Raw genomic sequence first — 25,812 nt, forward strand, 5'->3', positions numbered from 1 at the left:
ACTTGGAGTTACAGGCTTTACAGCTTAATCGAGAATACTAAGTTGGAAGTTTTGCTCTGGCTCGTTTTTAATGCCAACGCCTATGCCAAGTAATCTTACAGGCTGTTGTAGCCCACGCTGGTAGGCCTTAGTAAGTAGTTGAACAAATATTTCTGTATTTAGCTCGTGGTATACCTGATCGGCAGAGGTCACTACAAAATTTGCAAACTTCACCTTAACACTCAATTTATTAATACGGTTTCGTAACTGCTGTTTATTAAGCCTTAAAACTAATTCGTCTAACAACCTTGGCAGCTCATCTAAGCACTCTTGCAAACTTGTTTTGTTGTACTCGTAGGTATGTTCAACACTCAGCGATTTTCTTATACGATCTGTGGATACTTTACCAACATACTCACCTGCACATTTTTGATAAAGCGACACACCAAAATTACCCACATGTTGCTGCATCCAGTTAACGCCTTTTTCACGTACATCCTTGCCGGTATATAAGCCTTTTAAATTTAGCTTTTCGAGCGTTACTTTGCCCACTCCTGGAATTTTCCCAAGCGGTAATTGCGCTAAAAAGTCATCGACCTCATCAGGCAAAACGACAAATTGACCATTCGGTTTATTTTCGTCACTGGCTATTTTGGCAATAAATTTAATCGGTGCAATACCAGCTGATGCAGTGAGCCCTGTAGCATTGTAAATATCGGCTCTTATTTGCTGTGCAATAAGTGTGGCACTGCCTTTACAAGCGGTGCTGTCTGTTACATCTAGGTAGGCTTCGTCTAAAGAAAGGGGTTCAATTAAGTTTGTATAGCGGCTAAATACTTCGCGTATTTGGTTTGAAGCTTCTTTATATACAGCCATGCGCCCTGGGACAATAACTAAATCGGGGCATAATTGTTTAGCATGATAGTTCGACATAGCCGATCGCACGCCATACTCTCTAGCTATATAGTTAGCGGTTGAGAGCACGCCTCGTCGGCTATTGCCTCCAATAGCAAGCGGTACACATGCAAGTTTTGGATTATCTCGCATTTCTACTGCTGCATAAAAGCAATCCATGTCTATGTGAATAAACTTCTTCATCACCACAATAATAACTGGTTATTTATACAGTCATTATTATAGAATCAAATGTAATAAGCAAGCCTAGGGCCTGTTTATCTTTCGAGGTTAAATTTGCAGCAGTATGTTTGGTATTTAGGCAAGGCAGAGCCTATGTAGTGTGGTTATTCCCCATAAATAGGCGATAACGTAGCACAAATGCCAAACATACGCTGCCCGAAGGGTTCTGCCTAGGGGCAATTTACTCTTTGTTGCTCGGTTTTTACTTAGCCCACTAGGTCACAAACCTCGCGCCGCGATTAAATAGCCCCTAGATTGAACAAATTTTAATCCTGAAAGGTCAACAGGCCCTAGTTAACGATTAAAAAAAGTGTTTATTGTCCTCCGTTCTCTTATAACCACGTAGCCAATACATAACCTCAAATAAAAATCCTGCCAACATTAAAATGATAGCGCCAGATTCATTCCCCATCGCGTAACAGGTAAAAGAGGCTATAAAAACCAAACAAGCTAAGGACCAATTAATTATATTCTGCATATTATTACCTTTGTGTGTGTTTTTGTGTGTCTGTGTAATTTAACTGTAGACCTAAAATTAAACAGGTACAATCATCTTATAAAAAAAACATGCCATTAATTACCTTGAGCTCGTAACACCATGTTGATAATCTAAGTACTTTAAAAATCAAGGGCCAATAAATAATGCAAACGTTTAAAGATCAGCACCCTATTCATACCGATATCACCGTAGCATGGGCTGATATGGATGCGCTACAACACGTAAATAATGTAGTGTATTTACGTTACTTTGAAATAGCCCGAATCGACTTTTTAAATAAAATAAATTTGTTCGACACAATAAGCCCAAACGGTGTGGGCCCAGTAATAAGCGAAAATAACGTTCGCTATAAACGCCCAGTAACTTTTCCCGACACACTCACTGTAGGCGTTACAATTACAGATCTTAAAACAGATCGCTTTACCATGAACTACACAGTTTACAGCCATGCACAAAAAGCAATAACGACTACGGGTGCATCTAAAGTTGTAATGTTTGATTTTACTACAGGGCAAAAAGCCCCAATCTCCGAGCCTCTTTTATCGGCTTTAATCAGCCATGCTCAAAACTAATTTAGTTAAGGAATTTTTATGCAATACAACCCACTAGGTAGCAGTGGCGTAAACGTATCTCGAGTGTGCCTAGGGAGTATGACTTGGGGTAAACAAAATACTCAAAGCGACGCTGATGAACAAATAGCCTACGCGCTAGAGCAAGGCGTAAACTTTATTGATACAGCCGAAATGTATGCTGTACCTCCTTCGCCAGAGACCTATGGTAAAACCGAGGAAATTATTGGCAATTGGCTATCGCGTAATCAGCAAAAGCGCAGCGATGTGGTACTAGCTACAAAAATTGCAGGCAATGGATTATCGTGGGTACGTGATGGCGGCAATATTACTCGCCAAACAGTAATAGAAGCCGTGGATGATTCACTTAAGCGACTTCAAACAGACTACATTGATTTATATCAACTACATTGGCCAAACCGCTCTACCCCTCACTTTGGCAGACAATGGCCCGGCACTCTTAAATTTACCGACGTAAATACACAAGAGCAGCAAGCTAGTATGCTTGATATTCTAGAAGGCCTTAATGAATGTGTTAAAGCAGGTAAAATTAAGCACTGCGGTTTATCTGACGATACGCCATGGGGTATAAGCCAGTTTTTAAGTTTGGCCAAAGAGCATAACTTACCGCGTATGGTATCTATTCAAAATGAGTTTAGCTTAGCGCACGCTAAAGACTGGCCGTATTTAATAGAACAATGTGTACACGAAGATATTGCCTACTTACCGTGGTCGCCTTTAGCAGCCGGTTTATTAACGGGTAAATATCTAAATGGAGCTCGCCCAGAAGGCTCTCGTTGGACCTTCATGCAGCGTAACGGTATTTTTAGAGATACACTCAATGCAGAGCAAGCAACTAAGCAGTATGTTGAGCTGGCTCATGCAAACAATATTACTCCAGCACAACTAGCCTTAGCATGGTGTAACCAAGTAGATGGCGTAACTTCTTCAATTATTGGGGCAACATCTATAGCTCAATTAAAGGAAGATATAGACGCATTTAGCATAACGCTAAACGACGAAATTCTTAGTGAGATTAACACCATATTTAGAAACCATCCGATGCCTTATTAAGCATGTATGAGTTAAAAGCAGCCTTGAATGAGGTTGCTTTTTAACTAAAATATTTGACCCTACTACAACCAACACTATACTTTTATTAAGTTTTCTTAATTCAACGAACACTTATCAATGCTGAAAAACGGATACTATGCATTTTGCTTATTAATTGTATTCAACGCGCACGCCGTTGAGCAAAAAGTACAACCTCTAGAAGAGATTATTTGGCTGCAAAGTTACACGCCCCCTTTTCATATAGCTAAAAGTGAAAGCGCACCACAAGGCGGTATTTGCGACAACCTAACCGAGCAACTCATCAGAACCATAACTGATGTAAAACATACTCGCTTAATTGTTCCTCAGCAGCGTATAAATAAATATTTAAATGAAGGGAAAAATGTATGTTTTCCGTGTGTTATTTATAAAAAAAATAATAACCAACAACTTAACTACTCAAATCCAACAACGGTATATCCCCCATTTTCAATTATCACGACTAAAGATCTAAAGCCGCAATTAGAAGAAAAGCACGGCTCGCCTATTCACCTTATTAATTTATTAACCGACCCGCAATATGTATACGGGCAAGCGGCTGCACGTAAATTTACAACTAAAATTAATACAATTATTGAAAATACAAAACGAGATAAAGAGTCTTCGTTAAGTTGGAGTAGCGAAAATGAAAGTCAGGCTGTTATAGCACGCTTGAGTCACGGCTTTTTAGACTACTCAATTGATTACCCGTTTATGGCTGATTACTTTAATAAACAAGGGGAGTATACGAATATAGAAAGTGTGCCAATTGCAGAAAATGACATTCAATTTATAAGAGGAGCAATAGGCTGTGCGGCTAAAGCACCTAATAATTTTGCAGAGCAAGCCCTTAAAAAAATTAACCGCGCATTAAAAAATAATGTACTTCAATCGCCTGAGTATCAACAAAGTCAGCATAATTGGCTTAAAACCACCTTTACTGACTTTGATAAACACTACCAACAGCAAGTCATTAATTTTTACTTACTTGCCACTGATGCTCAAGCAAACACTGATCATTAGCATAAAGCGCCACTGCAAAAATACTTTTAGCTGTTACCTCACCTACGCCCGACGGTGTACCTGTCATTATTACATCACCGTCTTCTAAGCTCATAAATTCACTAATTTCATGTAAAATTGAGTCAGGGTTGTGCAGCATAAAATCAGTATCACCTCGCTGAATCACTTCATTATTAATTTTAAGTTCAAAGGTAAAGTGCTTCATTGCATCAGTTAGCGCTACAAAATCAGTTAAAATTACAGAGCCGTCGAACGCTTTAGCGCGCTCCCATGGAAGCCCTTTATTTTTTAATTTACTTTGCGCAGTACGCTTAGTTAAATCAAGGCCGAGTCCAACACCTACAAATTTTTTATCTTTAACTACAAAACATAGCTCGGTTTCATAATGCAGCGTATCGCCGTTGTGAGCTGCAAATAACGTATTAGTAATTGCGCTATTTGGCTTATTAAATAAAACCATTTGATCTGGCGTTTCGTTATTTAGCTCTGCAATGTGTGCGGTATAATTACGACCAACACACACTACTTTTGATGGTGTTAATTCTTCAGATACTAACTTTATTGAATGCATATAAATAATGTCTCAGTTATTGGACCTGTTGACCTTTCAGGATTAAAATTTGTTCAATCTAGGGGCTATTTAATCGCGGCGCGAGATTTGTAACCTAGTGGGCTCGATAACTGCTCCTGCGTTATTCTACTGACTTACATCCCTGTAAGAATAAGTAAAAACCGAGCAACAAAAAGTAAATAGCCCCTGGACAGAACCCTTCGGGCAGCGCATATTTGGCATTTGTGCTACGTTATCGCCTATTTATGGGGAATAACCACACTACATAGACTCAGCCTTGCCTAAATACCAAATAAACTGCTGCAAATTTAACCTCGAAAGATAAACAGGCCCTAGCTAATAAGCGTTTCAAGTAAGCTCAAATTAATAGGTTTAAGTAAAACTCGGTCAATATTTAAATCTTTTATTTCTCTTGGATCTGGCTCTGCGCCACTTACAATCACTAAACGTAATTCAGGGTATCGTTCATTAATTTGCTGGCCTAAGTCAACGCCACGACCATCAGGTAAATGCATATCTAACAATACCTTATTAAATTGCTGGTCGTGATTAAGTATTTGCAAACATTGTGCGCAGCTAGACGCAATGACGGTTTCAACGCCTAAACTTTCTAAAAGTAGTTGCGTAATTTGCGCTGCATCATGATCGTCTTCCACAAGTAAAAAGCGCTGCTTTTTCTCGGTTAAGCCATTACTACAATTTATATCTTTAGCTTGCGGTGCATGCTCTGGCGCTACCAAGTAATCTTGCAAACATTGATATAAAGCCGCGCTATCAACAGGCTTTGGTATTACATCGTTAAAACCAAGTGCAGCAAGCTCCTCATGTATGCCTTTCATAGTAGCTGCAGTGAGCGCAATTATTGGGCCTTTGTAGCCCATTTTTCTAAGCTCTATGGTAGCTTCCTTGCCGCCCATTACAGGCATATGAATATCAATAAAAATAATATCGTAAGGCGCTTTATACGCATCTGCTATGCGTACTTTTTCAAGTGCTTGCTGGCCATGTTCGGCATAATCTACGCGCGCACCACAGGTACTGATCATATGACCAACTAACATGCGTAAATCACGTAAATCATCAACCACTAATACTCGCCCATGCACTTTGCATGGAGCCGATTTACTTTGTAATTGTGGGGCACTACTAAAATTAAGTACTTGTCGTTCTACTTCGCTAATATCACCTGGATATACCGAAATCGTAAATGTAGAACCTTTGCCTATTTCAGAGTGCAAACTAATATCACCGTGCATACGCGCTAACAATTCAGCACATATTGCCAAACCTAAGCCTGCGCCACCTACAGAGCGTGATTCTACATCTGCTATTTGTTCAAATGGCTTAAATATAAGTTCTTGTTTTTCAGGGGCAATGCCCATACCTGAATCTTTAATGCTAAAAAATAGCATTTCGCGATCATCAACCCATTGCATCCACGCATTAACAACAATTTCGCCTTTATCGGTAAATTTAACCGCATTGTTTATTAAATTTATTAAAATTTGACGAACTCTTGTTGCATCCAGTCGTGCAACCAAAGGTAATGGCTGATGTGATTCAAAGCGCAGCGTAAGGCCCTTATCAAGCACCGATACGCGCATTAGCGTGTAAACATCGGCAAGCATGCTATCAAGGTTAACTTCGCTTAGGGTAAGTTCCAGTTTATCGGCTGCTATTTTAGATAAGTCGAGCACGTCGTTTAACAAGCTCAATAAGTGTTTACCGTTTCGATAAATAACACCCAATTCATTTTCAGCTTGCTGACTAAAATCGCTCTGCATTAACAGTTCGGTGTAGCCTAAAATAGACGATAGAGGAGTACGTAACTCATGGCTCAAATGAGCTAAAAATCGATCTTTTGAACGGTTTTCGGCTTCAGCTTTTAAGCGCTCTACTCTCTCGCCTTCAACATCTTTACGTGCCAAAGCATAACGAATAGCTCGCGCAAAGCGGCTCGAACTCATTTCTGTTTTAATTAAGTAATCTACTGCACCGGCATCAAGCGCCGCCGAGTCTAACTCGTCGTTTGACTGCCCGGTAAGCATAATAATCGGTCCGCTAAAGCCATTGGCAATTGCTTCTTTTAATACATCTAAACCATTCGATGCACCCAAGCGGTAATCAAGCAGGCAAATGTCGTGCTCATTTTTACTAAGCGTTGCAATTGCCTGCTCTGGAGAGCTTATCCATTGAATGTTAAACGTGTGTGAATCCAATTGGTCCAGATAGTCGCAGGTGAGTATGTAATCATCTTCATCGTCTTCTACAAGCAGCAACTGAGTCACTTTATCTAACATACAATCTCCATTAATCGTTAAATGTTGTCGGTAGCTCTACAAATTCTACCCAGTATTTTCCTAGCGTTTTCATCAAATCAACCAAACCATCAAACGTTACTGGTTTTGTAATGTAAGATGCAGCACCTAAGTTATACCCTTTAACCATGTCTTCTTCTTGTTTAGACGTAGTTAATATAACAACCGGAATTCCCTTTAAGTTAGGGTTTCCTTTTATAGCTTCAAGCGCTTCACGGCCATCCATTCTAGGCATATTTAAATCAAGTAATATAAGTCCAGGACGCGGCGAAACTGCTTTGTCTTCAAACTTACCTTTACGCTCTAAATACTCAAGCAACTCAACGCCATCTTCAACAAAATGAAGCTCGTTAAGTACACGACTTTCAGCAAGGGCATCTTGTGTTAACAAACGATCATCTTCATCGTCGTCTGCCATTAAAATAGTAATCGGTTTTACTTTTGAATAGGGCATTTAAGCCTCTCCTTGCAATGTGAAAAGCTCAGCTTCCACAGGTAGTTTTATAATAAAGGTTGCACCTTCACCGTCTTTACTTTGGGCTGTAATTGTTCCGCCGTGGCGCTCCACAATACGCCTACATACAGAAAGGCCAATACCCGTGCCTTTATATTGTGAGCGTCCATGCAAGCGCTGAAACGGTACAAATATTTTATCGGCATATTCTTGTGAAAAACCAATACCGTTATCTTCTATGGTAATAACTTGAAAACTTAAATGAGTATTATGATCAGAGCTGAAAATATCTTCATCTTGATAACTGATTTTTATGTGTGGGTTTACGTCGGGACGCCTAAATTTAACAGCGTTCGACAACAAGTTTAAAAACAGCTGCTGCATTTGGCTTTTATCGGCCTGAATAACTGGTAAATCATCTACATCAATTTGTGCTTCAGACTCTTTTATCGCAATCTCTAAATCACTTAATATATCAGCTACAACTTCATTTAAATTCGTGTCATCAAAATCTTTACCACGCGTTGTAATTCGCGAAAACTCTAATAAGTCGTTAATCAAGTTAGACATACGCTGCGCTGCATTTTTCATGCGCCCAATGTAATCCATCCCCTTTTCACCCAATTCATCTTTAAACATGGTTTCAAGACGGTCGCTAAAGGCTTGGATTTTTCTAAGAGGTTCTTGTAAATCATGGCTTGCTACAAAAGCAAACTCTTCAAGCTCTCGGTTACTACGGCTCAATTCATCTGAATATAATGTTAGCTCTTGTGTCCGCTCAGAAACCTTCATTGCTAATGTTTCGTTTTGTTTTTCAAGCTCAAAACGATATTGTGCTGCATTTCTTAAATTAAGGCGCGTCATAATAAACATACCAATAATCAGTAACGCACTCGTTATTGCTGTTATAGCGAATGTAATTTTAGCTTCATTTTTAATCTGTGCTAATTTAGAAAAATGGCTTACTTTAAAGAGTAATTCACGGTCTTGAATTTCATTAACATACTCTCTAATTTGCTTATAAAGCTTTCTTCCTTTATGCGTATTTAATACATACAACGCACGTCTTTCTTTGTCATCTAGCGCAAGGTTTACAGTTTGTTTTAATTCTTTAATTTTACTATCTACAAGAACTAACAACTGGGCTATACGCTCAGCTTGACCGTCAATCTCAGAGTGAAGCGACTTGACATGATCTGTTTGCGCTTCAATTTGGCCTACAGCATCGTAGTACGGCGTTAAATAGTCAGTCTCTTCTGTCAATAAATAACCACGCTGCCCAGACTCAGCCTGCACTATGGATAGATGCAGCTTCTCAATTGCAGTGGTTAGCATGCTAGTGTTGTCTAAACTTTTTTGGGTTTGTGTTAAGCCTTGAATCGTATTCAATGCTAAAAATGCGTTGCCCACAATAATACCTAGCACAACCACCATAAATGTTGCCCAAGTGATATTCGCTTTACCTTGCTGTTTTTTCTTGCTCATTTAGCTTCCCGAATTAAAGTTTATACAACACTTAATATTTATTGAGAGTCTGATATTTTTTGCAAACTTTCGCTGCACTGTTGGCAATTATTGATAATTTTATCAAGTGCATCTAACGCTTTTTCTTTTGGCATATCGTTTTCAAGTACCAATTTAATCAGCTCAGCATTCATCGAAATACGATTTAGCGGCCCTCTTGCATCGTGTACTAATTTATTGAGTTGCTCTGTTTGGTTATCGGATGTCATGCCCTTCCTCAAATCTATTTATATTCGCCAATACCGCCATATGCATTAAGGCGGTTATAAAGTGTTTTAGTACTAATACCCAGCATTTGTGCAGCAAGCGTTTTATTACCTTGCACCTTATCAAGCGTTGCATGAATAAGTTCTTTTTCAACTTCTTCAATTGTTTGCCCTGCTGATACAGGCTTTTCGGCAGCTTGATTATTAACGCGCGAAAAGGGTGACTCTAAGTTATCAGGTAAAATAATGTCGCTGGTTTGTGGGTCGCTCATAATAAATGCACGGTGTATAGCATGGCGGAGCTCTCGCACATTACCCGGCCATTCATAGCTTTGCAGCTCTTTGAGCTGTGCGGCAGTCCAACTAAAGGCAGTGCCGTTTTCGGCATTAAGTTGATCTAAAAAGGCTTTCGCTAATAAAGGTACATCTTCTTTTCTATCGCGAAGTGGCGGTATATCAATAGGAAAAACAGCCAACCTAAAGTAAATATCTTCACGAATAACATTATTTTGTGCCAAATCGGTAAGCGAGCGGTTAGTAGCTGAAATAACACGGCAATTGGTTGGTATTTCTCTGTTACCACCTACGCGTGTTACCTTTTTAGTTTCAAGCACTCGCAGTAAATTTGGCTGCATATCAATTGGCATTTCAGTTACTTCATCTAAAAACAAAGTACCGTTATTTGATTGCTCAAATACACCTTCTTTACGTGCAATTGCGCCTGTAAATGCGCCTTTTTCGTGGCCAAATAACTCACTACCAATTAACTCTTTTGAAAGTGCGCCACAGTTGCTAGCAACTAATGGTCCTTCGCACTGGCTTGCGTTATGAATAGCTTGAGCCACTACTTCTTTACCTGCACCACTTTCACCCATAAGCATCACGTTAGCATTTGTTTTAGCTACGCGTTCAATCATGTTGTAAAGCTTTTGCATTGGCTCAGATTCACCAATTAAACCGCCAAAGTGGCGTACAATACCGCTCGACTTTGCTTTTTTAACTGCTTTTTTAGGGCCATTTAAAACGAGTTCTAAATCTTCACGTTGTAATGGTTTTAATAAATGCCCTACATTTGGCTCACACATATCAGCTAAAATACCTTTAACTGAAGGATGGCCCGAAATAAGTGTAATTTTTGGAGATTGCCCAATCGTTTTTAAGTGATCAAGTAAGTGCAAACCGCTACCATCAGGCAGCATAAAATCAAGCAGCACATGATCAAAGGCATTATTTTCAAACCATTGATGTGCTTCTTTTAAACTGGTAGCTGTGCTTATATTGTGGCCGAGGAATTCGACTATGTGGCAAACAACGTCACTAAATTCAACGTCGTCATCTACTAAAAGTATGTCTAACATGATAAATCCCTATGCTTTTTTCTTATTCTACGCATCCTTGATATTAATTTAAAGGTGCGCCCAGAATCTAATTTTTAAAATAAACTTAAGCGATTAAATGCTATTAATGTTACCAACCTAACATTTACGTATGCTGAAAAAAATCGATCACAAATTATGATTAATAATTAAAATCGTTTCTATTTATAGAATGGTAGCAACTATTATTATTAAAAACCTAAAAAAGGAGACGAAATGCAGCAATTAAAAACCTTAATACATTCAGGTATTAATATTGACCAAGGTACTCAATTTACACGCTTAACAGCTCGCGCCATTGTAATTAAAAATAATAAAATACTTTTAATGTATACAAACCGTTATGAAGACTACAGCCTACCCGGCGGTGGAGTAGATGACGGCGAAAGTATTGAGCAAGGCTTAATTCGCGAACTAAGCGAGGAAACCGGTGCACAACAAATAAGTGTAGTTGAAGCTTTTGGACTCTATGAAGAGTATCGCCCTTGGTATAAGGACGATTTTGATATTATTCATATTAAATCGTATTGCTTTGTATGCAGTATAGCCGACGAGTTTGGCAAAGCGCAGTTAGAGCATTACGAGCAGCAAAATGGCATGACAGCTAAATGGGTTGATATTAACGACGCAATTGCACATAACGAGCGCACCATTGCTAACAGTGAAAAACAAGGGCTTTCTATTTTACGAGAAACTTACTTATTAAAGCGCATTGCAAAGGAGCTAATATAAAGCTCTGTGTTTGCCCCAGAGGGTGTTGTAAATTTTGCAACGCCCAGAATATTTTACTGCCTCGAGCACCTCAATTTTTATATTTAAAAAATACCCCTTCAGCAAAAATCTAAATTTAATTAATAAAATCAGATGGATAAAAACAAAATCAACTTTTTTTTAAAAACTGGCTCTAGCCTTGCACCTTTTAAATAACTAAATTTGTAAGGAGATAGAAATGAGTAACACAGTTAAAACGATTAATCCCGCAACTGAGCAAACCATTGAAACCTATACACTACTTTCTCAAAAGGAAGCAGAACAGGTAATCGAAAAATCTCACGAAACATATTTAAAATGGCGATTAACGTCATTCACTGAACGTGCAAAATACCTTAATAAGTTAGCCTCACTCTTTGAAGATCAAAAAGAAGCTATTGCAAAACTCATGACCGAAGAAATGGGTAAAGTTTACGAGCAAGGCTTTCAAGAAGTTGAACTATGTGCAGGAATTTGTCGTTATACAGCCGAACAAGGCCCACAAGTACTTGCTGACGAAGAACGTGATATGGACGGCGGCCGCGCAATTATCAGCTACCAACCAACAGGTGTACTATTAGGCATTCAACCATGGAACTTTCCGCTTTATCAGGTAATTCGCTACAGTGCTGCTAACATCATGGCGGGTAACACAACCGTATTAAAGCATGCTGGTAATGTATTTGGCATGGCTGAAAAAATAGAAGAGCTATTTAAACAAGCTGGTTTCCCAGAGTATTGCTTTAACAATCTACTTATCGACGGCAAAACAGCCAGTTCTTTAATTTCGCACAAAGCAATTAGCGGCGTAACCTTTACCGGTAGTGATGCGACAGGTAAAAAAGTAGCAGAAGAAGCAGGTAAATACGTTAAGAAAACAGTGTTAGAGCTTGGTAGTAACGACGCTTACTTGGTACTTGATGACGCAGACCTAGAGCTTGCAGTTAAAACCTGTGTAACCGGGCGCATGATCAATAACGGTGAAACGTGTGTTTCAGCTAAACGTTTCGTTGTTGTAGAGTCACTTTACGATGACTTTAAAGCGCAAATTAAAGAGCAATTTGAAGCCATGAAAATGGGCGACCCAATGGCAGACGACACAGACTTAGGTCCAATGGCACGTGAAGACTTACGCGACGGGATTCACGACCAAGTAATGGAATCAGTTAAAGCAGGTGCAAACATAGTAACGGGCGGCGAAATACCTTCGCAAACGGGCTACTACTACCCACCTACTCTACTAGATAACTTAGCCCCTGGTATGCCAGCCTATGACGACGAATTATTTGGCCCAGTAGCTTCGCTTATTAAAGCCAAAGACAACGACGATGCAATGCGCATCGCTAACGACTCTCGCTACGGTTTAGGCGGCGGTATTTTCTCTAAAGATGAGAAAAAAGCCATTGAACTAGCTAAAAAGCACTTTGATACCGGTATGATCAACATTAACGGTTACGGCCTTGCTCAACCCAACCTACCGTTTGGTGGTGTTAAAGAAAGTGGCTACGGCCGAGAGCACGGCGGCTTTGGTATGCGCGAATTTGTGAATATCAAATGTATTATGATCAATAGCTAATTTAGCCTTAAATACTAGTACATTAAAAAACCTAAAAGTGGGTAACCGCTTTTAGGTTTTTTTAACTTTAAAATTAGATTACAGAAGAGCTTAGTCTTTACTAAGTTCAAACCACAAAGCAACTAAACAGTAATAACTGTAAATGAGCAGTTTGCTTTTTAATCATTATCAATATAAAAGAATAATATAATAAATTCAGAGGCACTAATTGCAGCTAGCTGCATTATCAGCAAAAACATAATACCAATCCCAGCTTGAGGGTCAGGTTCAATACCAAAGACAAGTACTGCCGCTAAAGTAATAGTAAGTAATGCAGCTATAATTCTAATAAAAATGAGCCGTTTATTTTTATAGTTTTTAGCGTTAGCTAAAAACTATAGAAGCAAATAAGGCAACAGTATAAACGCAAAGCCAATTTCAGTTGGCATCCAGTACTTAATAGCAACAGCAACTAAAGATAAAACAGCAAGCGCCTTAACTGGGTAGTACATTTTTTTATAATTCACATGCTTTCCTTTGCACGCAGTGCTTTATTAGCACCAAATAAAATATTGCCGAACAATATAAAAACTTTAACTATGCAATGCAATCTATTTCACTAGACTTAACCTGACAGGCAACAATGAGCGATAAGCGGTCATTGAGATTGGCCAAATATCGTCGTGAATTGATTGGTAAGGCTGCTCTTTGCGCATATATTCATGAAAATGAGCGCTGAGCGCATATTGTTCTATTTATCTTTTCTTTAAAGTTTCAGAAACTTAGTAATAGTAATACCTTAAACTATTTGTTAAAACTATATCATTCAGAAAAATGAGCGTGACGTCGGCAGAAATATGCGCGATGAGCGCACTATTAAATTGTTAGAAGCCAAGGAGAATCATGGCTCGTCGTTCAGAGTTCAAGGGAATTGTAAGAAACTTTGCTCATATGCTAAATAACCGCAATAACGATCATCTTGGCTACTGGGCTATGGGACAACTATGCTTACTTGCAGAGCAAGAAAACATCTCTTCTGTCTCAATCAATCTCTTAGAAGTAGAATCTAACTGTGTTGAAAATAGCCTCGATCCATTTGCTAAAAGCATGCGCAAATTGCTTATTAAAATGCTGAATTCTCATAAAATTCCCTCATCATGGCTTAAGTCAGCCAATGTTACTTTTAGTTTTAATGAGCAATATCAAAAGCAGTATCACTATTGGCGTTCAGCTTTGGGCACACCTTACCTAGTAACGTTGGAAATCACTTCAGACTTAGGCCAGGTGTATAAACAAATATTTGGTGGTAATGTAAATCCACACGATCCTCGTAGGGAACAACGGCGTGCAGGCTTCTAACAAAAAAATTAAGTACGCCCGCTGCGCGGGCTGGGACGCAAATACGCAGGGCGGCTTCGCCATTATGCCCTACGTGCCTGCGCCCCTTATTTAAAAGTTACCACTGTTTGCAATTGGCACTCTCCTGCCACTCGACAACATAAATAATGATTATAACTGGCAAGGTATTTTACTGTGTCGGATGGCGCTTCGCTTATCCGACCTACACTGCCTAATAGCTATAACTTTTCCTCAAACCTCGGCACTTTTCGCTTATCTGCCTTATTCATAGCAAGCTCTTGAATTTCTTCTTGCTTAAGCTCATCGGATTTATCTTCCAATGATTGCTGATTAGCGTTTTCGTAAGAAAGCTCAGTAAGGAGTGCAAAGTGATCAGAGCCATACTTAGCTAAGCGCTTAATACGCTTTACTTTAAAGCCTTCGCTGTGAAATAAGTGATCGAGCGGCCAACGCATAAAAAAGTAGCTTGCATGAAAGGTGTTATAAAAACCACGGCCTTTTCGAGGGTCTAAAAAGCCACTTATTTGCATAAACAAACGGGTGCTACGCGACCATGCTACGTCGTTTAAATCTCCGGCAACTATAGTAGGCCGTGTAGGGTTTTTAAGTGCTTTAGCCACCATTATTAGCTCTGAGTCGCGCGGGCGTGATGAGTCTTCTTCGGTCGGGCTTGGCGGTGCTGGGTGAATAAAGTGCCCTTGCATTTGCAGGCCTTCATCGTTTTCAAACAGAATATGAATTGAAGGAATATCTTCTTCTATTAGCTCACATATTTGTGCATCGAGTATTTTAAACTTGCTGTATAAGTGCATGCCGTAACGATTGTCTTTAGGGCATTCTATGTAATACGGGTAATTTTTTTTAATGACTGATAATTTATTTTCCCACCAGCTATCGCTTTCAAGCGTAATGAGTAGGTCGGGTTGGTGCTCATCTACAAGGCTAATTAGCTGCTCACTTTTATGGTTCGACATAAGTACATTTGCCGACATAATTCGTACGCTGTGGTCTATATGCTTCGGTGCGCTTTGCACTTCTTTTTTAGCTAGCCACGTATACGGGTAAATCCATTTACCTTGTAAAATCATTATAAGTAATGAGGTTAAGGCTATAAATACATAACCTATTGCGCTACTTTGCCATAATAAAAACAACGATGTAACGGCTACAAAACTGGCAATATAAAATACCTGTAAGCGCACAAAGTCGCAGCTACGCACTAAGTAATGCTGGCTGTACGACATTGGCAACAAGGTAACCAGTAAAAAAAAGCCAATAATTATAGCCAGCGCAATAAGCATTTTAATATCCTTATAAAGTTAGTTTAGCGACTTAAGATTGAAAGTATTTCTCGGGTGTCGTGCACCATGTGAATAACTGTACGGTCTATTTCAATACTCACTGTACCACTATCTCTAGAGCGTTCAATCACTCTACCTCGTTTATATAAATCACGATCTAAAAAGTCGCCTCGGTGATAGCTTTTACTTAGCCCTAGTGGCGTCCAACCTGCGCGAATTAACTGCTTTGCCTCTTTTTTAGAAAGGTAGTCATTGTCGTTGTGTTTATGTGAATGATGCTTATTATCGCCGTGTTTATGACCATGCTTATCTTTATGCGGTTTTGCGTTTGCACTGATTGAACATAAAGCCAATGCTATTAGTGCTGTGTATGTTAGTGCTCTCATAAATAATCTCTAGCGTAATTTATAGCTAAAGGTTAACAAACACGGCTGAACATCATATGAAACAACTTACACTTATTTAACGTTGTTTATATTGTGTTTTACAGTGGCTTCGCATAATAGCGGGATCGCGTAATTTTAAGTGTTTTGTTTTACGACCAGCATGGCGTTTACGCCACACTTTAAAACTGCCTTTTGAAATATGTTCGCGCATAAATACCACCAGCTGGGAGTATTTTAATCCGTATAACTGCTCTATTGCCTCAAAAGGGGTTCTATCTTCCCACGCCATTTCGATAATGCGTGACTGCTGCTCTGCGTTAAACATGGTACATCTCACAAAATTTAACTATACGCTAGGTAAAAATACTTAGATCAATGCAATTAAGCTCAGTAACTGTATAATTGGCGTTCAATTTATGTATTTTAAAAGATATCGAATTTTTATTTATGCGCGCAATATTTCTGTTTTTAGCTTTAACTTTACCTTCATTATTACTTGCAGCGCCAAGTAAAACCCTGCGCTGCGTAACAACTCACTACCCGCCTTTTACTATATTTGATGAGAAAAGCGATACGTTCACGGGTTTAGATATTGAATACTTAACGTTTATTGAGCGTAATTTAAATCTTAAGATTGACGTAATTCATCTTCCATGGGCGCGCGTTAAAAAAGAAATGGCGCAGGGCTACTACGACTGCTATTTCTCTTTGGCCAATACAAAAGAACGAGCAGAGTATTTAGATTTTACAAGCGTGCCCTTGCATACTACTAAGTATGGTTTATTTGCTTTAAACAAAGATAAATTGCTCACTGACGATTTATCAAATACCCCAATAGCGATGCTACGCGGTGTTGCTGTGCCTGAGGTTATTGCTAAAAAGTATAAACTTGATGAGAATAATCTGCTTCGCTCACTTTCAACTAAAGACACTTTTGAGCTGCTAGAAAAAAATCGCGTTGAATACGCAATAACTAACTATCAGGCGGGTTTGTGGTACTCAAAGGAATATAAAAACGTATACGCTAGGCAACTCAATGAGTTTACGTTTCCTACTTACATTGCTTTTAAGCGTGGCGTAATAGATACAAAATTAGTTGATGAGCAAATAAAGCGTTTTAAAGCACAAACTCAATAATTAACACTGCACACGTTAAGAGATAACCAATGTTTACAAAACTACCAAAGTGGGTTGAATATGGCGCGTTTACACTGGCATTTATAGCGGGCATAGTAAACGCTGTAGGCTTATTAGGGTTTGAGCACCAGGCTATTTCGCATGTATCTGGCTCTGTTACTTTACTTGGTATTAAAGCAATAACTAATCCCAGTACTGCCTTATTGTTACTTTCAATAATTGTTAGCTTTATGTTGGGTTCGGCACTGTCGGGCTTTTTGCTCTCTGGTGGCTCATTAAAACTTGGTCGTCATTACGACACTTTGCTTTTTATTGAAGGATTGCTACTACTTGCGAGTGCTTATTTACTCAAAAACACATTCGTTTGCGGCATTGTTTTAACGTCTGCTGCGTGTGGGTTACAAAATGCGCTAGCAACTAATTACAGTGGTGCTGTTATACGTACGACACATTTAACCGGTATTTTTACTGACCTTGGTTTAATGCTAGGTAAAGCGCTTAAAGGTGAGCAATTTGATATCCGTAAAGGCGTTATGTTTTTACTCATTATTGCAGGCTTTTTACTAGGCGGTATAACCGGCTACGTTTTATTTAAGCATTACTTAGTGCTGGCTTTGGTATTTCCTGCTGTGGCTTGTTTTGTTTTATCAATTACGTATCGGGTTTATAGGTTACGTACGCTTTAACGCAACAAGTTTAAATGCATATTAAAACCGCATATTATAGAGGCAATGCAATAAAGATTACTTTCAAGGAATGTATGAAACCTTATTTTTTGCCGCTGATATTACCCATTAGCCACACCGCGTTTGCCGATAATCAAAACAATGATGCAATAGAAACCATAACAACTACGGCATCACGTATTGAAGCGCTATCTACTCCACTCCCTTTATCAATAAGTACACTTAGTGAAGCGCAGCTAAATAGCATAGCGCCTACCCATATTGAAGAAGCCCTGCAACGTGTAGCAGGGGCTAATATTCAACGCGGAAATGGCCAAGAGTATTTACCCGCACTTCGCTCTCCGGTACTTTCGGGCGCTGGCGCTTGTGGTGGCATATTGACTTTGGAGGATGGCATACCACTTAGAGCCGCTGGGTTTTGTAATATAAACGAGCTATTTGAGGCGCACAGCGAAATGGCGCAGCGCATTGAAGTGCTAAAAGGCCCTGGCTCTGCACTTTATGGCTCAAACGCTGTGCATGGTGTTATTAATGTAATAACGCCCGACACCACACAAGGCGGTGGCTTAGTTGGTTTAGATTATGGCTCGTACGGTTATACTCGCTACAAATTACGCGCAGGGCAAGATTACGGCAACAGCGGTATCGGCATTAACGCAAGTGTTACCGACGATAGCGGTTACCGCGACGACGAAAGCGTAGAGCAACAAAAAGTAAATATTCGCCATCGCTATTCAAAGAATAATTTATTACTTACCTCAGGCCTTACTTATACAAATCTTGATCAGCAAACTGCGGGATTTATTACAGGCTTTGAAAGCTATAAAAACGAAGACCTCGCGCAAAAAAACTTTGACCCTGACGCATTTAGAAAAGCACGCGCATTTAGAGCATGGAGCAATGCAACATGGCAATTAAATAACAATGATGTGCTCTCGACTACGTTATATTTTCGCGACCAAAGCATGGACTTTTTTAAGCACTTTTTACCCGGCACACCGCTTGAAAAAAACAGCCAAACAGGTTTTGGCGTACAATCGCTTTATCAATATAATTTACAACGTAATGTAAAAGTAAACCTAGGGCTTGATGGCGAATACACGCAAGCCGATTTTACTCAAAGCCAAAACGAGCCCACTCAAGGCTCTGCATTTTTAGTGGCTACAGTGCCACAAGGTAAGCATTACGATTACGATGTAAACGCCACGCTTTATGCCCCTTTTGCATCGGTTGATTGGCAATTAAATAAGTGGTTACTTACTGCCGGTGTTCGCTACGAGCATATGCAGTACGACTACACCAATAATATGCTAGCAGGTAGAACAAAAGACGATGGTACAGAATGCGGCTTTGGTGGCTGCCGATACAGCCGCCCAGCGAGTGCTAAAAATAGTTTTAGTAATCTATCGCCAAAGCTTGGGGTTAGTTATCAGTACAATACAAATAACACGCTTTATGCAAACTTTTCTCGCGGTTACAGAGCGCCACAAGCGGCTGAACTATACCAATTACAACGCGAGCAAACTACTGCAAATTTAAGCGCCGAAATAGCTAATAACGCAGAGCTGGGTATTAAAGGAATTTACGAAAAACTACGTTATGGCGTGTCACTTTACGCTATGAGTAAACACAATACGATTTACCGCGATAGTGACTTTTTTACGGTAAATAATGGCAGCTCTCGCCATCGTGGTATTGAGCTTGAGCTTGACTACCAGCTCACTAAGTCGCTTGCGCTTAACTTTGCTGGCACTCACGCAAAGCATACTTACACTAACAACCAAATACTTAACGGTTTAAATATAAACGGCAACGACATAGATACCGCGCCGCGTAATATTGCTAATCTCGATTTAACATGGCAGGCATTAAACAACGCGCAATTTGCTTTGCAGTGGCACCGCGTTGGTAACTACTACACCGACCCAGAAAACTTAAATAAATACCAAGGGCATGATGTTTTAAGCCTACGCGCACAGTGGCAAGTTACTAGTAATCTTGAGCTACTTGCTCGTATTATTAACTTAACTGATGAGGCCTATGCAGAGCGCGCCGATTACACCAGTTTTACCGGCGACAGATACTTCCCGGGTAGGCCTCGTAACGCGATGCTTTCGGCAACTTATACGTGGTAATGCTTATTTGAGGGCTAAGCTGATTTAAATCGCTCATGTATTTCATGGGCGACTTTTTCATTACCTTTTTAAACATAGTAATAAATGCACTCACCGACTCATACCCTAATAACTCCGACACCTGCTGCACACTTTGCTTATCAGAAAGCGCTTTTAAGGCTGTAATTATATGCAATTGCGTACGCCATTTTCCAAATGTCATACCGGTTTCTTTTTTAATTAACCGCGCTAATGTGCGCTCAGTTAATGCAAACTGCTTAGCCCATTGTGGTAGTGTTTTTCGGTTGTTTGGCTTGTTTATAAGCTGATCGCTCATAGTTTGAATTACCTCATTTTTAGATAATACAAAATCCAGTGGTTGTACGGGCATATCAATAAGTTGATCAAATAACACCTGCGCTAAACGCGCTGTTTTACTATTTAAAGTATAGTGCTGATTATGCCCAGCCAACTCACACATTAGCTCTTTAACCAACGGCGTAATAGCTAACGTACAGGTATTTAGCGGCATACCGTTTTTACTACTATCAATAAATAAATGACAAAGCTGCGCGTTATCAGACGCCCTATTGCTATGCACCTTTTGTGCTGGGATCCAAATTGCACTGTGCGTGGGCACCATCCACATTTTGGCCGATACTTCACACGTTACATACCCATGCAGCGCTAAAATTAATTGCCCTTTTGGATGGGTATGTAGTGGTATTTCGTGACTTGCATGGGCATGCTCTATTTTGGCTATTATGGGCTGCGCCATAGTTTCAAAATTTTTAATGTCGTCCCAACCAATTGCATCAAACATAGTTTTGTCTGTTTTTAGTTATTTAATGTCATTATCTCTAAATTATAGTTTTTACTAAGCCTTTATACTAGCGCCCATTAAGTATTAGCTTTAATGGTCTTCCCTGTTGTTAAATAACACACCTAAATCACGCTTTGCTGGCATATTACTTGTGCTTGGCATATTACTTATTGCCGCAAATTTACGCGCCACATTTACAGGTATTGCACCTGTGCTTGAACAAATTATTAATCACTTTGGGCTTAGCGCATCGCAAGCTGGTTTTTTAACAACACTGCCACTCATAGCCTTTGCGGTTGCATCGCCAATGGCGGCAACTCTTGCTAAAAAGCAAGGGTTAGAGCGCACCTTGTTTGTGGCTTTGTTATTTATACTTGCAGGGGTTGCAGCGCGGGTAATAAATACCTCAGCCATGCTTTTTGTAGGCACCGCTATTATTGGTGTGGGCATTGCCATCGCAAACGTATTATTACCAAGTTTAATTAAGCGCGACTTCCCTGCAAAGGTTGCGTTAATGACCTCAGCCTACGTGCTTACTATGGGCGTGGTATCGGGTGGGTTTTCTACTTTGGTATTTCCGCTTAGTCAGTTAAACGGATTAGGATGGCAACTTGCGCTGGGCTCATCAGCTCTTATTACTTTGGCGAGTATTATTGTATGGATGTCGCAATTAAGTAAGCACACAAAACCCGCGAGTATTGCTCAACACACCGACACGTCAAAAAGTGTATGGCGTTATTTACTAGCATGGCAAATTACCCTACTGCTGGGCTTAAACTCGTTTTTAAATTATATAATTATTACGTGGTTACCAAGCATATTAACCGAAACTGGTCACTCAGCTACCCAAGCAGGTGCTTATCATGGTGCTTTTCAAATAGCGACTGCATTACCGGGTTTAATATTAATTCCGTTACTTGCCAAATTAAAAGATCAAAGCGCGCTTAGCTTTATTTTAGCCATGTTGAGTGCACTCAGTGCATTGGGGCTGCTTTACATGCCTAGCTTTGCTTTTGTTTGGACCCTAATGCTGGGCTTTTGCTCTGGGGCATGTTTTATATTGGGGCTGTCGTTTATTAGTTTACGAACTGACGATTCGCAACAAGCAGCGTCGCTTTCAGGTATGTCGCAAAGCGTAGGTTATTTGCTCGCGGCTATTGGTCCTATGCTAGCTGGTGCATTACACACTACAACAGGCAGTTGGAGTGCGCCATTGTGGTTGTGCGCTATTGCCGGAGTACTGTGTGCTTTATGTGGTTTGGGCAGTGGTAAAAACACCACTTTAGCTAAATCAGCTAACTAGCTGCTGTAACCACGAAAATAAACCAGACGAAGGTTTACTACTCGCGTGCTTTTGCTCATAGCGTTTATTCGTTACTTCGCGCTGTTCACGGCGCTCTTGTGCTAAATTAGCTTTTGCAGTAAAACGCAAGCGCTGCTCTTGAGTAAGCTCATCATTAAAACTAATGGCTGTTTTTTTCACTGCTCGGCTGCTTTTAGGTGAACTACACATATTACTCTCCAAATGACTGACTTATAAGTAGACAGTCATTTGGTTAAATAAATTTCAAACCGCTTACTAAAAAAGTAATACTGATAACCCCAAATAACTAGTTTTGTGGGGTTGTATCAAACGCAGGTACTTCGTGTAAGCCGCTCAACCAGCTCAATGTTGATTTAGCCCAAATTTGTGCTGTTGGCGTAAACTGATCACGCTGATCAACCGCACCAATACGCAAGCCATATACACGGTCAGCTTTAGCTTCGTTAGTTGCATAAAGTGTTGTACCACATGTGCCACAAAAACCTTGCGCACGCTTGTTACCACTTTGCGCTGTTTTAACAAACTCTTTTGGCTCACCTTGGGTAAATACTACCGAATTTGGCTCTGCAATTATAACGGCTCTAAATGGGCCGCTCGACATACGTTGGCAATCGCTACAATGGCAAACAAGTGCATTGTTATTTTGAGACTTTGCCTGGTATTTAATTTCACCACAGTAACAGCTTCCAGTAATTTCCATTATTTAAATCCTTAATGCTTATGAAGATTGAATCGAGATATAAGACCGGCAGTATCGATTCATTATTTTTAAAATATAAAAAATTGCTCGCCGGTTCATTTGTATATTCGGTTAGGTTTTTAATTTTTGAGAGTGATTTTTTCAAAATTGAGCAAGTGCTACAAACATGATGCGATGTTTTAAATAAAACAGCAATACCACGTTAAGCTAATAGCGTAACGTGGTGTGTTTAAGCTATCTTTTATGTGCGTTTAAATAATCAACAGCTAACAGGCTGAGCGCCTTAGTGCCTACTTTAAACGATGATTCGTCGGCATAAAAATAAGGTGAGTGATTACTAGCCACTGTATTTAAATCTTGCTCACTTGGTGTGCCGCCTAAAAATACAAATACACTCGGCACTTCTAATGCGTAAAACGAAAAGTCTTCTGCGCCGGTTATTTTTCCCATTTCAACTACGTTTTCATTACCTGCTGCTTTTTTAAGGCTAGGTAACATTTGCGCAGTTAACTTTGGGTTATTAATCGTTACCGGATAACCTTCGTGAATATGTACCTCTGCAGTAGCACCTGACGATTTAGCAATGTGCGTGGCTGTGGTTTTTATTTTTTCAAATATTTGTGCTCGGTTATCCATATCAAAGTTACGAATTGTACCTACCATTTCGACTTCTTCAGGAATAATATTATTACGTACCCCACCCGCTATCTTACCAAACGAGACAATAGCAGGCTCTTTGGTAATGTTGATTTGGCGACTAACAATATGATTTACGCCTGTTACTATTTGCGCAGCTGCGGCAATGGGGTCAACCCCAGTCCACGGTGCAGAGCCGTGTGCCTGCTTGCCATGTACTGTTATTTCAAACCGGTCTGCACTGGCCATTGCAGGGCCACTTCTATAGCCAATTTTACCGCTGTGCAAACTAGATGTTATGTGTAACCCAAAAGCAGCTTCTGGTTTGTATTGTTTAAATATGCCTTCTTTAAGCATTAACTCAGCGCCCCCCTCTTCCCCCTCAGGTGCGCCTTCTTCTGCAGGCTGAAATACAAACATAATATTACCGTGTAGCTCATCTTTCATGTTTGCAAGCACTTGTGCAGCGCCCATTAGCATAGCCACGTGCGTGTCGTGCCCACAAGCATGCATTATGCCTACATCTACACCACGGTAATTAGTGGTTTTAGTTGATTTAAAATCAACATCTGCTTTTTCAGTAACTGGCAGCGCGTCCATATCTGCGCGTAGCATTACTGTCGGGCCAGGCTTTGCGCCTTTTAATAGCCCCACAACACCTGTATAAGCAATCCCTGTTTGTACTTCCATACCCAGCGACTTTAAGTGCTTAGCGACAATACCTGCTGTGCGGGTTTCGCGATTTCCAAGCTCAGGGTTTTGATGAAAATCACGTCGCCAATCAATAACCTGTTGCTCTATCTTTTTAACTTGCTGATCAATGTTTGCATTGGCATTAAACGCACTAAGGGCAGCAAAGCCCAACGCTATTGAAATTAGTGATTTTTTCATCCTGTTTGTCCTTATTATATTTATTGGTTTTATAATATTGATGAGCACGAGCCCTTATGTATTATTGAGAATATAATTAGTTTGCTCTATAACCACTATTACTGAAGGCTCTACAATAATCAATCCCATTTAAGCTAGATGCCCAACTATGAAGGGCCACTTCACTTTTCACTGGTTTTATCTATTTTTAGTTTAAAGTTTTAGCGCTAATTAAGCCTACCACTTTTGCTTTTGTTGATTTAAAAATGGCACTAAATAGTCCACCAAAGCGCGGACAGTTGGGCTTAATAAACGTTGCGATGGATAGAGTAAATTCACGGGTAATGGGCTTGGCACATAATCGCTATTCAAACTATAAAATAAGAATAGCAATGTAGAACCTCCCCTTATGTTGGGGGTAATTATTTATATGCATTCGCATTTTTAATGCTGTCAAAATCATTAAAGCGCACGTTGTGCTGCGCCATTACTCTAAGTATTTTTTTACTTAGCATTTGGCGTAAATAAAACGGCTGATTTGGCACAAAATGATGAATGGTATGCGTTTTACCAAAGTTAAAACAAAACAAGTGAAACGGCATGAATAAACGACTCGTTAGTACATGAGTTTGTTCAAGTATGTTATTAACGCCACCATAGTAATGCATGCTTGAGGTAACAAAATTAAGCGAGCTTGAGCGAATAATATTAGGCACAATGAGCACAACCATTAAAAATTCAAACACATCCATTGTACTTAACAACCAACTAGGTGAATTTAGCGAAAGTGGTATAAATAAATCAACAATATGAAATAAAATAACGCTATATAAAACAGCAAAATACGCAGTCGCTATCGGAAATCCCGCATTAAAAACACTCGAAAAACTAAAGCCATTAATTTCTTTTCTAAAACGTTTAGTAGAAATAATTAGCCCTAATAACCCATCTACAATAACTAGCGCACGTAAAAATGGATTTTTAATACCGTTACCCACCAAGCGTTCTTCTAGGTCTTGTTGTGTGCCTGAGGTTTTGTGATGGTGTAAATGCATTTTACGTCGGTACCATGGGCTAATAGTATTTGGCCGCATTAACCATACTACTAACATCATAAAATTATGCATGAAAGGCTGATTGCTAAAATATTGTTTATGTATAAGGTCGTGCTCTAACTCATGGGAAATAGACGCAGCAATAGCGGCAAGTACTATACATGCCCAAGCAGGTATTAGGGCTAAATAATATAAAACACCAACACCAATTAATGCGCTAAGCGACAGCAATAAAATAATTAACCCTAAGGTATTTTGATGTTCAAGTAATGGGTATTTTTGACGAAGTAATGCTTCTTCTGCCTTAATAGCTTTAACAATCGATTGAATGTTCTGTTTGGCACTTAATTGGGTCATAATTAATGTCT

The 25,812-nt window shown here is 39.6% G+C and carries 26 protein-coding genes; 10 read left to right on the plus strand and 16 right to left on the minus strand.

The genetic code is table 11. From position 1 onward, the window contains the following. Positions 1–24: 24 nt before the first annotated feature. Positions 25–1,077, minus strand: a complete 1,053-nt coding sequence (dinB, locus tag H5126_RS06450; RefSeq protein WP_182695735.1) for a DNA polymerase IV — start codon at positions 1,075–1,077, stop codon at positions 25–27. 681 nt (positions 1,078–1,758) lie between these two features. Between dinB and H5126_RS06455 the strand changes: the two genes are divergently transcribed. The 3 genes from H5126_RS06455 to H5126_RS06465 all read left to right on the plus strand — a co-directional run bounded on the left by H5126_RS06455 (position 1,759) and on the right by H5126_RS06465 (position 4,299). Beyond that, positions 1,759–2,187 (plus strand): thioesterase family protein, encoded by a 429-nt coding sequence (locus tag H5126_RS06455; protein ID WP_002958095.1) that lies wholly within the window; start codon positions 1,759–1,761, stop codon positions 2,185–2,187. An 18-nt stretch (positions 2,188–2,205) separates the two neighbouring features. After that, entirely contained in the window at positions 2,206–3,258 is a 1,053-nt protein-coding gene (locus H5126_RS06460) for an aldo/keto reductase (protein WP_182720827.1), read from the plus strand. A gap of 117 nt (positions 3,259–3,375) precedes the next feature. Beyond that, positions 3,376–4,299, plus strand: a complete 924-nt coding sequence (locus H5126_RS06465; RefSeq protein ID WP_182693575.1) for an ABC transporter substrate-binding protein — start codon at positions 3,376–3,378, stop codon at positions 4,297–4,299. On the opposite strand, the gene H5126_RS06470 is transcribed toward H5126_RS06465, so the two are convergent. The 6 genes from H5126_RS06470 to H5126_RS06495 all read right to left on the minus strand — a co-directional run bounded on the left by H5126_RS06470 (position 4,250) and on the right by H5126_RS06495 (position 10,730). Beyond that, the gene (locus tag H5126_RS06470; protein ID WP_182720828.1) at positions 4,250–4,870 is read right to left on the minus strand and encodes a fumarylacetoacetate hydrolase family protein; all 621 of its coding nucleotides are present in this window, start codon (positions 4,868–4,870) and stop codon (positions 4,250–4,252) included. The genes H5126_RS06465 and H5126_RS06470 overlap by 50 nt on opposite strands. 332 nt (positions 4,871–5,202) lie before the next feature. After that, a complete protein-coding gene (locus tag H5126_RS06475) occupies positions 5,203–7,170 on the minus strand; it encodes a hybrid sensor histidine kinase/response regulator (protein WP_182720829.1) in 1,968 nt (655 codons plus the stop codon). Positions 7,171–7,180: 10 nt separating this feature from the next. Beyond that, the gene (locus H5126_RS06480) at positions 7,181–7,642 is read right to left on the minus strand and encodes a response regulator (RefSeq protein ID WP_039485075.1); all 462 of its coding nucleotides are present in this window, start codon (positions 7,640–7,642) and stop codon (positions 7,181–7,183) included. Beyond that, complete coding sequence (locus tag H5126_RS06485; protein ID WP_154903470.1) at positions 7,643–9,127, minus strand: ATP-binding protein; 1,485 nt, start codon at positions 9,125–9,127, stop codon at positions 7,643–7,645. A 38-nt stretch (positions 9,128–9,165) separates the two neighbouring features. After that, complete coding sequence (locus H5126_RS06490) at positions 9,166–9,375, minus strand: histidine kinase (protein WP_039485081.1); 210 nt, start codon at positions 9,373–9,375, stop codon at positions 9,166–9,168. Positions 9,376–9,389: 14 nt separating this feature from the next. Then, positions 9,390–10,730: a sigma-54 dependent transcriptional regulator gene (locus H5126_RS06495; protein WP_182720830.1), complete on the minus strand. Its 1,341-nt coding sequence runs from the start codon at positions 10,728–10,730 to the stop codon at positions 9,390–9,392. Positions 10,731–10,964: 234 nt separating this feature from the next. Between H5126_RS06495 and H5126_RS06500 the strand changes: the two genes are divergently transcribed. Beyond that, positions 10,965–11,480 (plus strand): NUDIX hydrolase, encoded by a 516-nt coding sequence (locus H5126_RS06500; protein ID WP_182716784.1) that lies wholly within the window; start codon positions 10,965–10,967, stop codon positions 11,478–11,480. Between the two features lie 217 nt (positions 11,481–11,697). Next, entirely contained in the window at positions 11,698–13,074 is a 1,377-nt protein-coding gene (locus H5126_RS06505) for an NAD-dependent succinate-semialdehyde dehydrogenase (RefSeq protein WP_182720831.1), read from the plus strand. A 374-nt stretch (positions 13,075–13,448) separates the two neighbouring features. Here H5126_RS06505 and H5126_RS21455 read toward each other — a convergent pair whose 3' ends face one another. Continuing rightward, entirely contained in the window at positions 13,449–13,580 is a 132-nt protein-coding gene (locus H5126_RS21455) for a hypothetical protein (protein ID WP_259413546.1), read from the minus strand. 376 nt (positions 13,581–13,956) lie between these two features. Between H5126_RS21455 and H5126_RS06510 the strand changes: the two genes are divergently transcribed. Then, positions 13,957–14,412 carry a hypothetical protein gene (locus H5126_RS06510; RefSeq protein ID WP_182720832.1) on the plus strand — a complete coding sequence of 152 codons (456 nt, stop codon included), beginning with the start codon at positions 13,957–13,959 and terminating at the stop codon, positions 14,410–14,412. A gap of 218 nt (positions 14,413–14,630) precedes the next feature. On the opposite strand, the gene H5126_RS06515 is transcribed toward H5126_RS06510, so the two are convergent. The 3 genes from H5126_RS06515 to H5126_RS06525 form a co-directional block, all read right to left on the minus strand. Continuing rightward, the gene (locus H5126_RS06515; protein WP_182720833.1) at positions 14,631–15,713 is read right to left on the minus strand and encodes an endonuclease/exonuclease/phosphatase family protein; all 1,083 of its coding nucleotides are present in this window, start codon (positions 15,711–15,713) and stop codon (positions 14,631–14,633) included. 23 nt (positions 15,714–15,736) lie between these two features. Next, positions 15,737–16,099 carry a hypothetical protein gene (locus H5126_RS06520; protein ID WP_182720834.1) on the minus strand — a complete coding sequence of 121 codons (363 nt, stop codon included), beginning with the start codon at positions 16,097–16,099 and terminating at the stop codon, positions 15,737–15,739. A gap of 76 nt (positions 16,100–16,175) precedes the next feature. Continuing rightward, complete coding sequence (locus H5126_RS06525; RefSeq protein WP_039485113.1) at positions 16,176–16,424, minus strand: TIGR03643 family protein; 249 nt, start codon at positions 16,422–16,424, stop codon at positions 16,176–16,178. Between the two features lie 122 nt (positions 16,425–16,546). Here H5126_RS06525 and H5126_RS06530 point away from each other — a divergent pair, with 122 nt between their 5' ends. From H5126_RS06530 to H5126_RS06540, 3 genes are all read left to right on the plus strand, one after another. Beyond that, complete coding sequence (locus H5126_RS06530; protein ID WP_182720835.1) at positions 16,547–17,236, plus strand: ABC transporter substrate-binding protein; 690 nt, start codon at positions 16,547–16,549, stop codon at positions 17,234–17,236. 29 nt (positions 17,237–17,265) lie between these two features. After that, entirely contained in the window at positions 17,266–17,922 is a 657-nt protein-coding gene (locus H5126_RS06535) for a YoaK family protein (RefSeq protein ID WP_182720836.1), read from the plus strand. A gap of 74 nt (positions 17,923–17,996) precedes the next feature. Continuing rightward, positions 17,997–20,057, plus strand: a complete 2,061-nt coding sequence (locus H5126_RS06540) for a TonB-dependent receptor (RefSeq protein ID WP_182720837.1) — start codon at positions 17,997–17,999, stop codon at positions 20,055–20,057. On the opposite strand, the gene H5126_RS06545 is transcribed toward H5126_RS06540, so the two are convergent. Then, entirely contained in the window at positions 19,990–20,859 is an 870-nt protein-coding gene (locus H5126_RS06545; RefSeq protein WP_259396035.1) for a helix-turn-helix domain-containing protein, read from the minus strand. The genes H5126_RS06540 and H5126_RS06545 overlap by 68 nt on opposite strands. A gap of 106 nt (positions 20,860–20,965) precedes the next feature. On the opposite strand from H5126_RS06545, the gene H5126_RS06550 reads away from it, so the two are divergent. Next, positions 20,966–22,162, plus strand: a complete 1,197-nt coding sequence (locus tag H5126_RS06550) for an MFS transporter (protein WP_154903461.1) — start codon at positions 20,966–20,968, stop codon at positions 22,160–22,162. Here the strand turns inward: H5126_RS06550 and H5126_RS06555 are convergent. The 4 genes from H5126_RS06555 to H5126_RS06570 all read right to left on the minus strand — a co-directional run bounded on the left by H5126_RS06555 (position 22,151) and on the right by H5126_RS06570 (position 25,801). Next, positions 22,151–22,372 (minus strand): hypothetical protein, encoded by a 222-nt coding sequence (locus H5126_RS06555; protein WP_154903460.1) that lies wholly within the window; start codon positions 22,370–22,372, stop codon positions 22,151–22,153. The genes H5126_RS06550 and H5126_RS06555 overlap by 12 nt on opposite strands. A 97-nt stretch (positions 22,373–22,469) precedes the next feature. Further along, a complete protein-coding gene (locus H5126_RS06560; RefSeq protein WP_007377055.1) occupies positions 22,470–22,883 on the minus strand; it encodes a GFA family protein in 414 nt (137 codons plus the stop codon). A 234-nt stretch (positions 22,884–23,117) separates the two neighbouring features. Beyond that, positions 23,118–24,410 carry an amidohydrolase gene (locus H5126_RS06565; RefSeq protein ID WP_002958068.1) on the minus strand — a complete coding sequence of 431 codons (1,293 nt, stop codon included), beginning with the start codon at positions 24,408–24,410 and terminating at the stop codon, positions 23,118–23,120. 401 nt (positions 24,411–24,811) lie between these two features. Continuing rightward, a complete protein-coding gene (locus tag H5126_RS06570; RefSeq protein ID WP_182720838.1) occupies positions 24,812–25,801 on the minus strand; it encodes a fatty acid desaturase in 990 nt (329 codons plus the stop codon). Positions 25,802–25,812 lie beyond the last annotated feature (11 nt).

It is taken from the genome of Pseudoalteromonas sp. SG45-3, assembly GCF_014164075.1.
In the GTDB taxonomy this organism is placed as follows: domain Bacteria; phylum Pseudomonadota; class Gammaproteobacteria; order Enterobacterales; family Alteromonadaceae; genus Pseudoalteromonas; species Pseudoalteromonas distincta.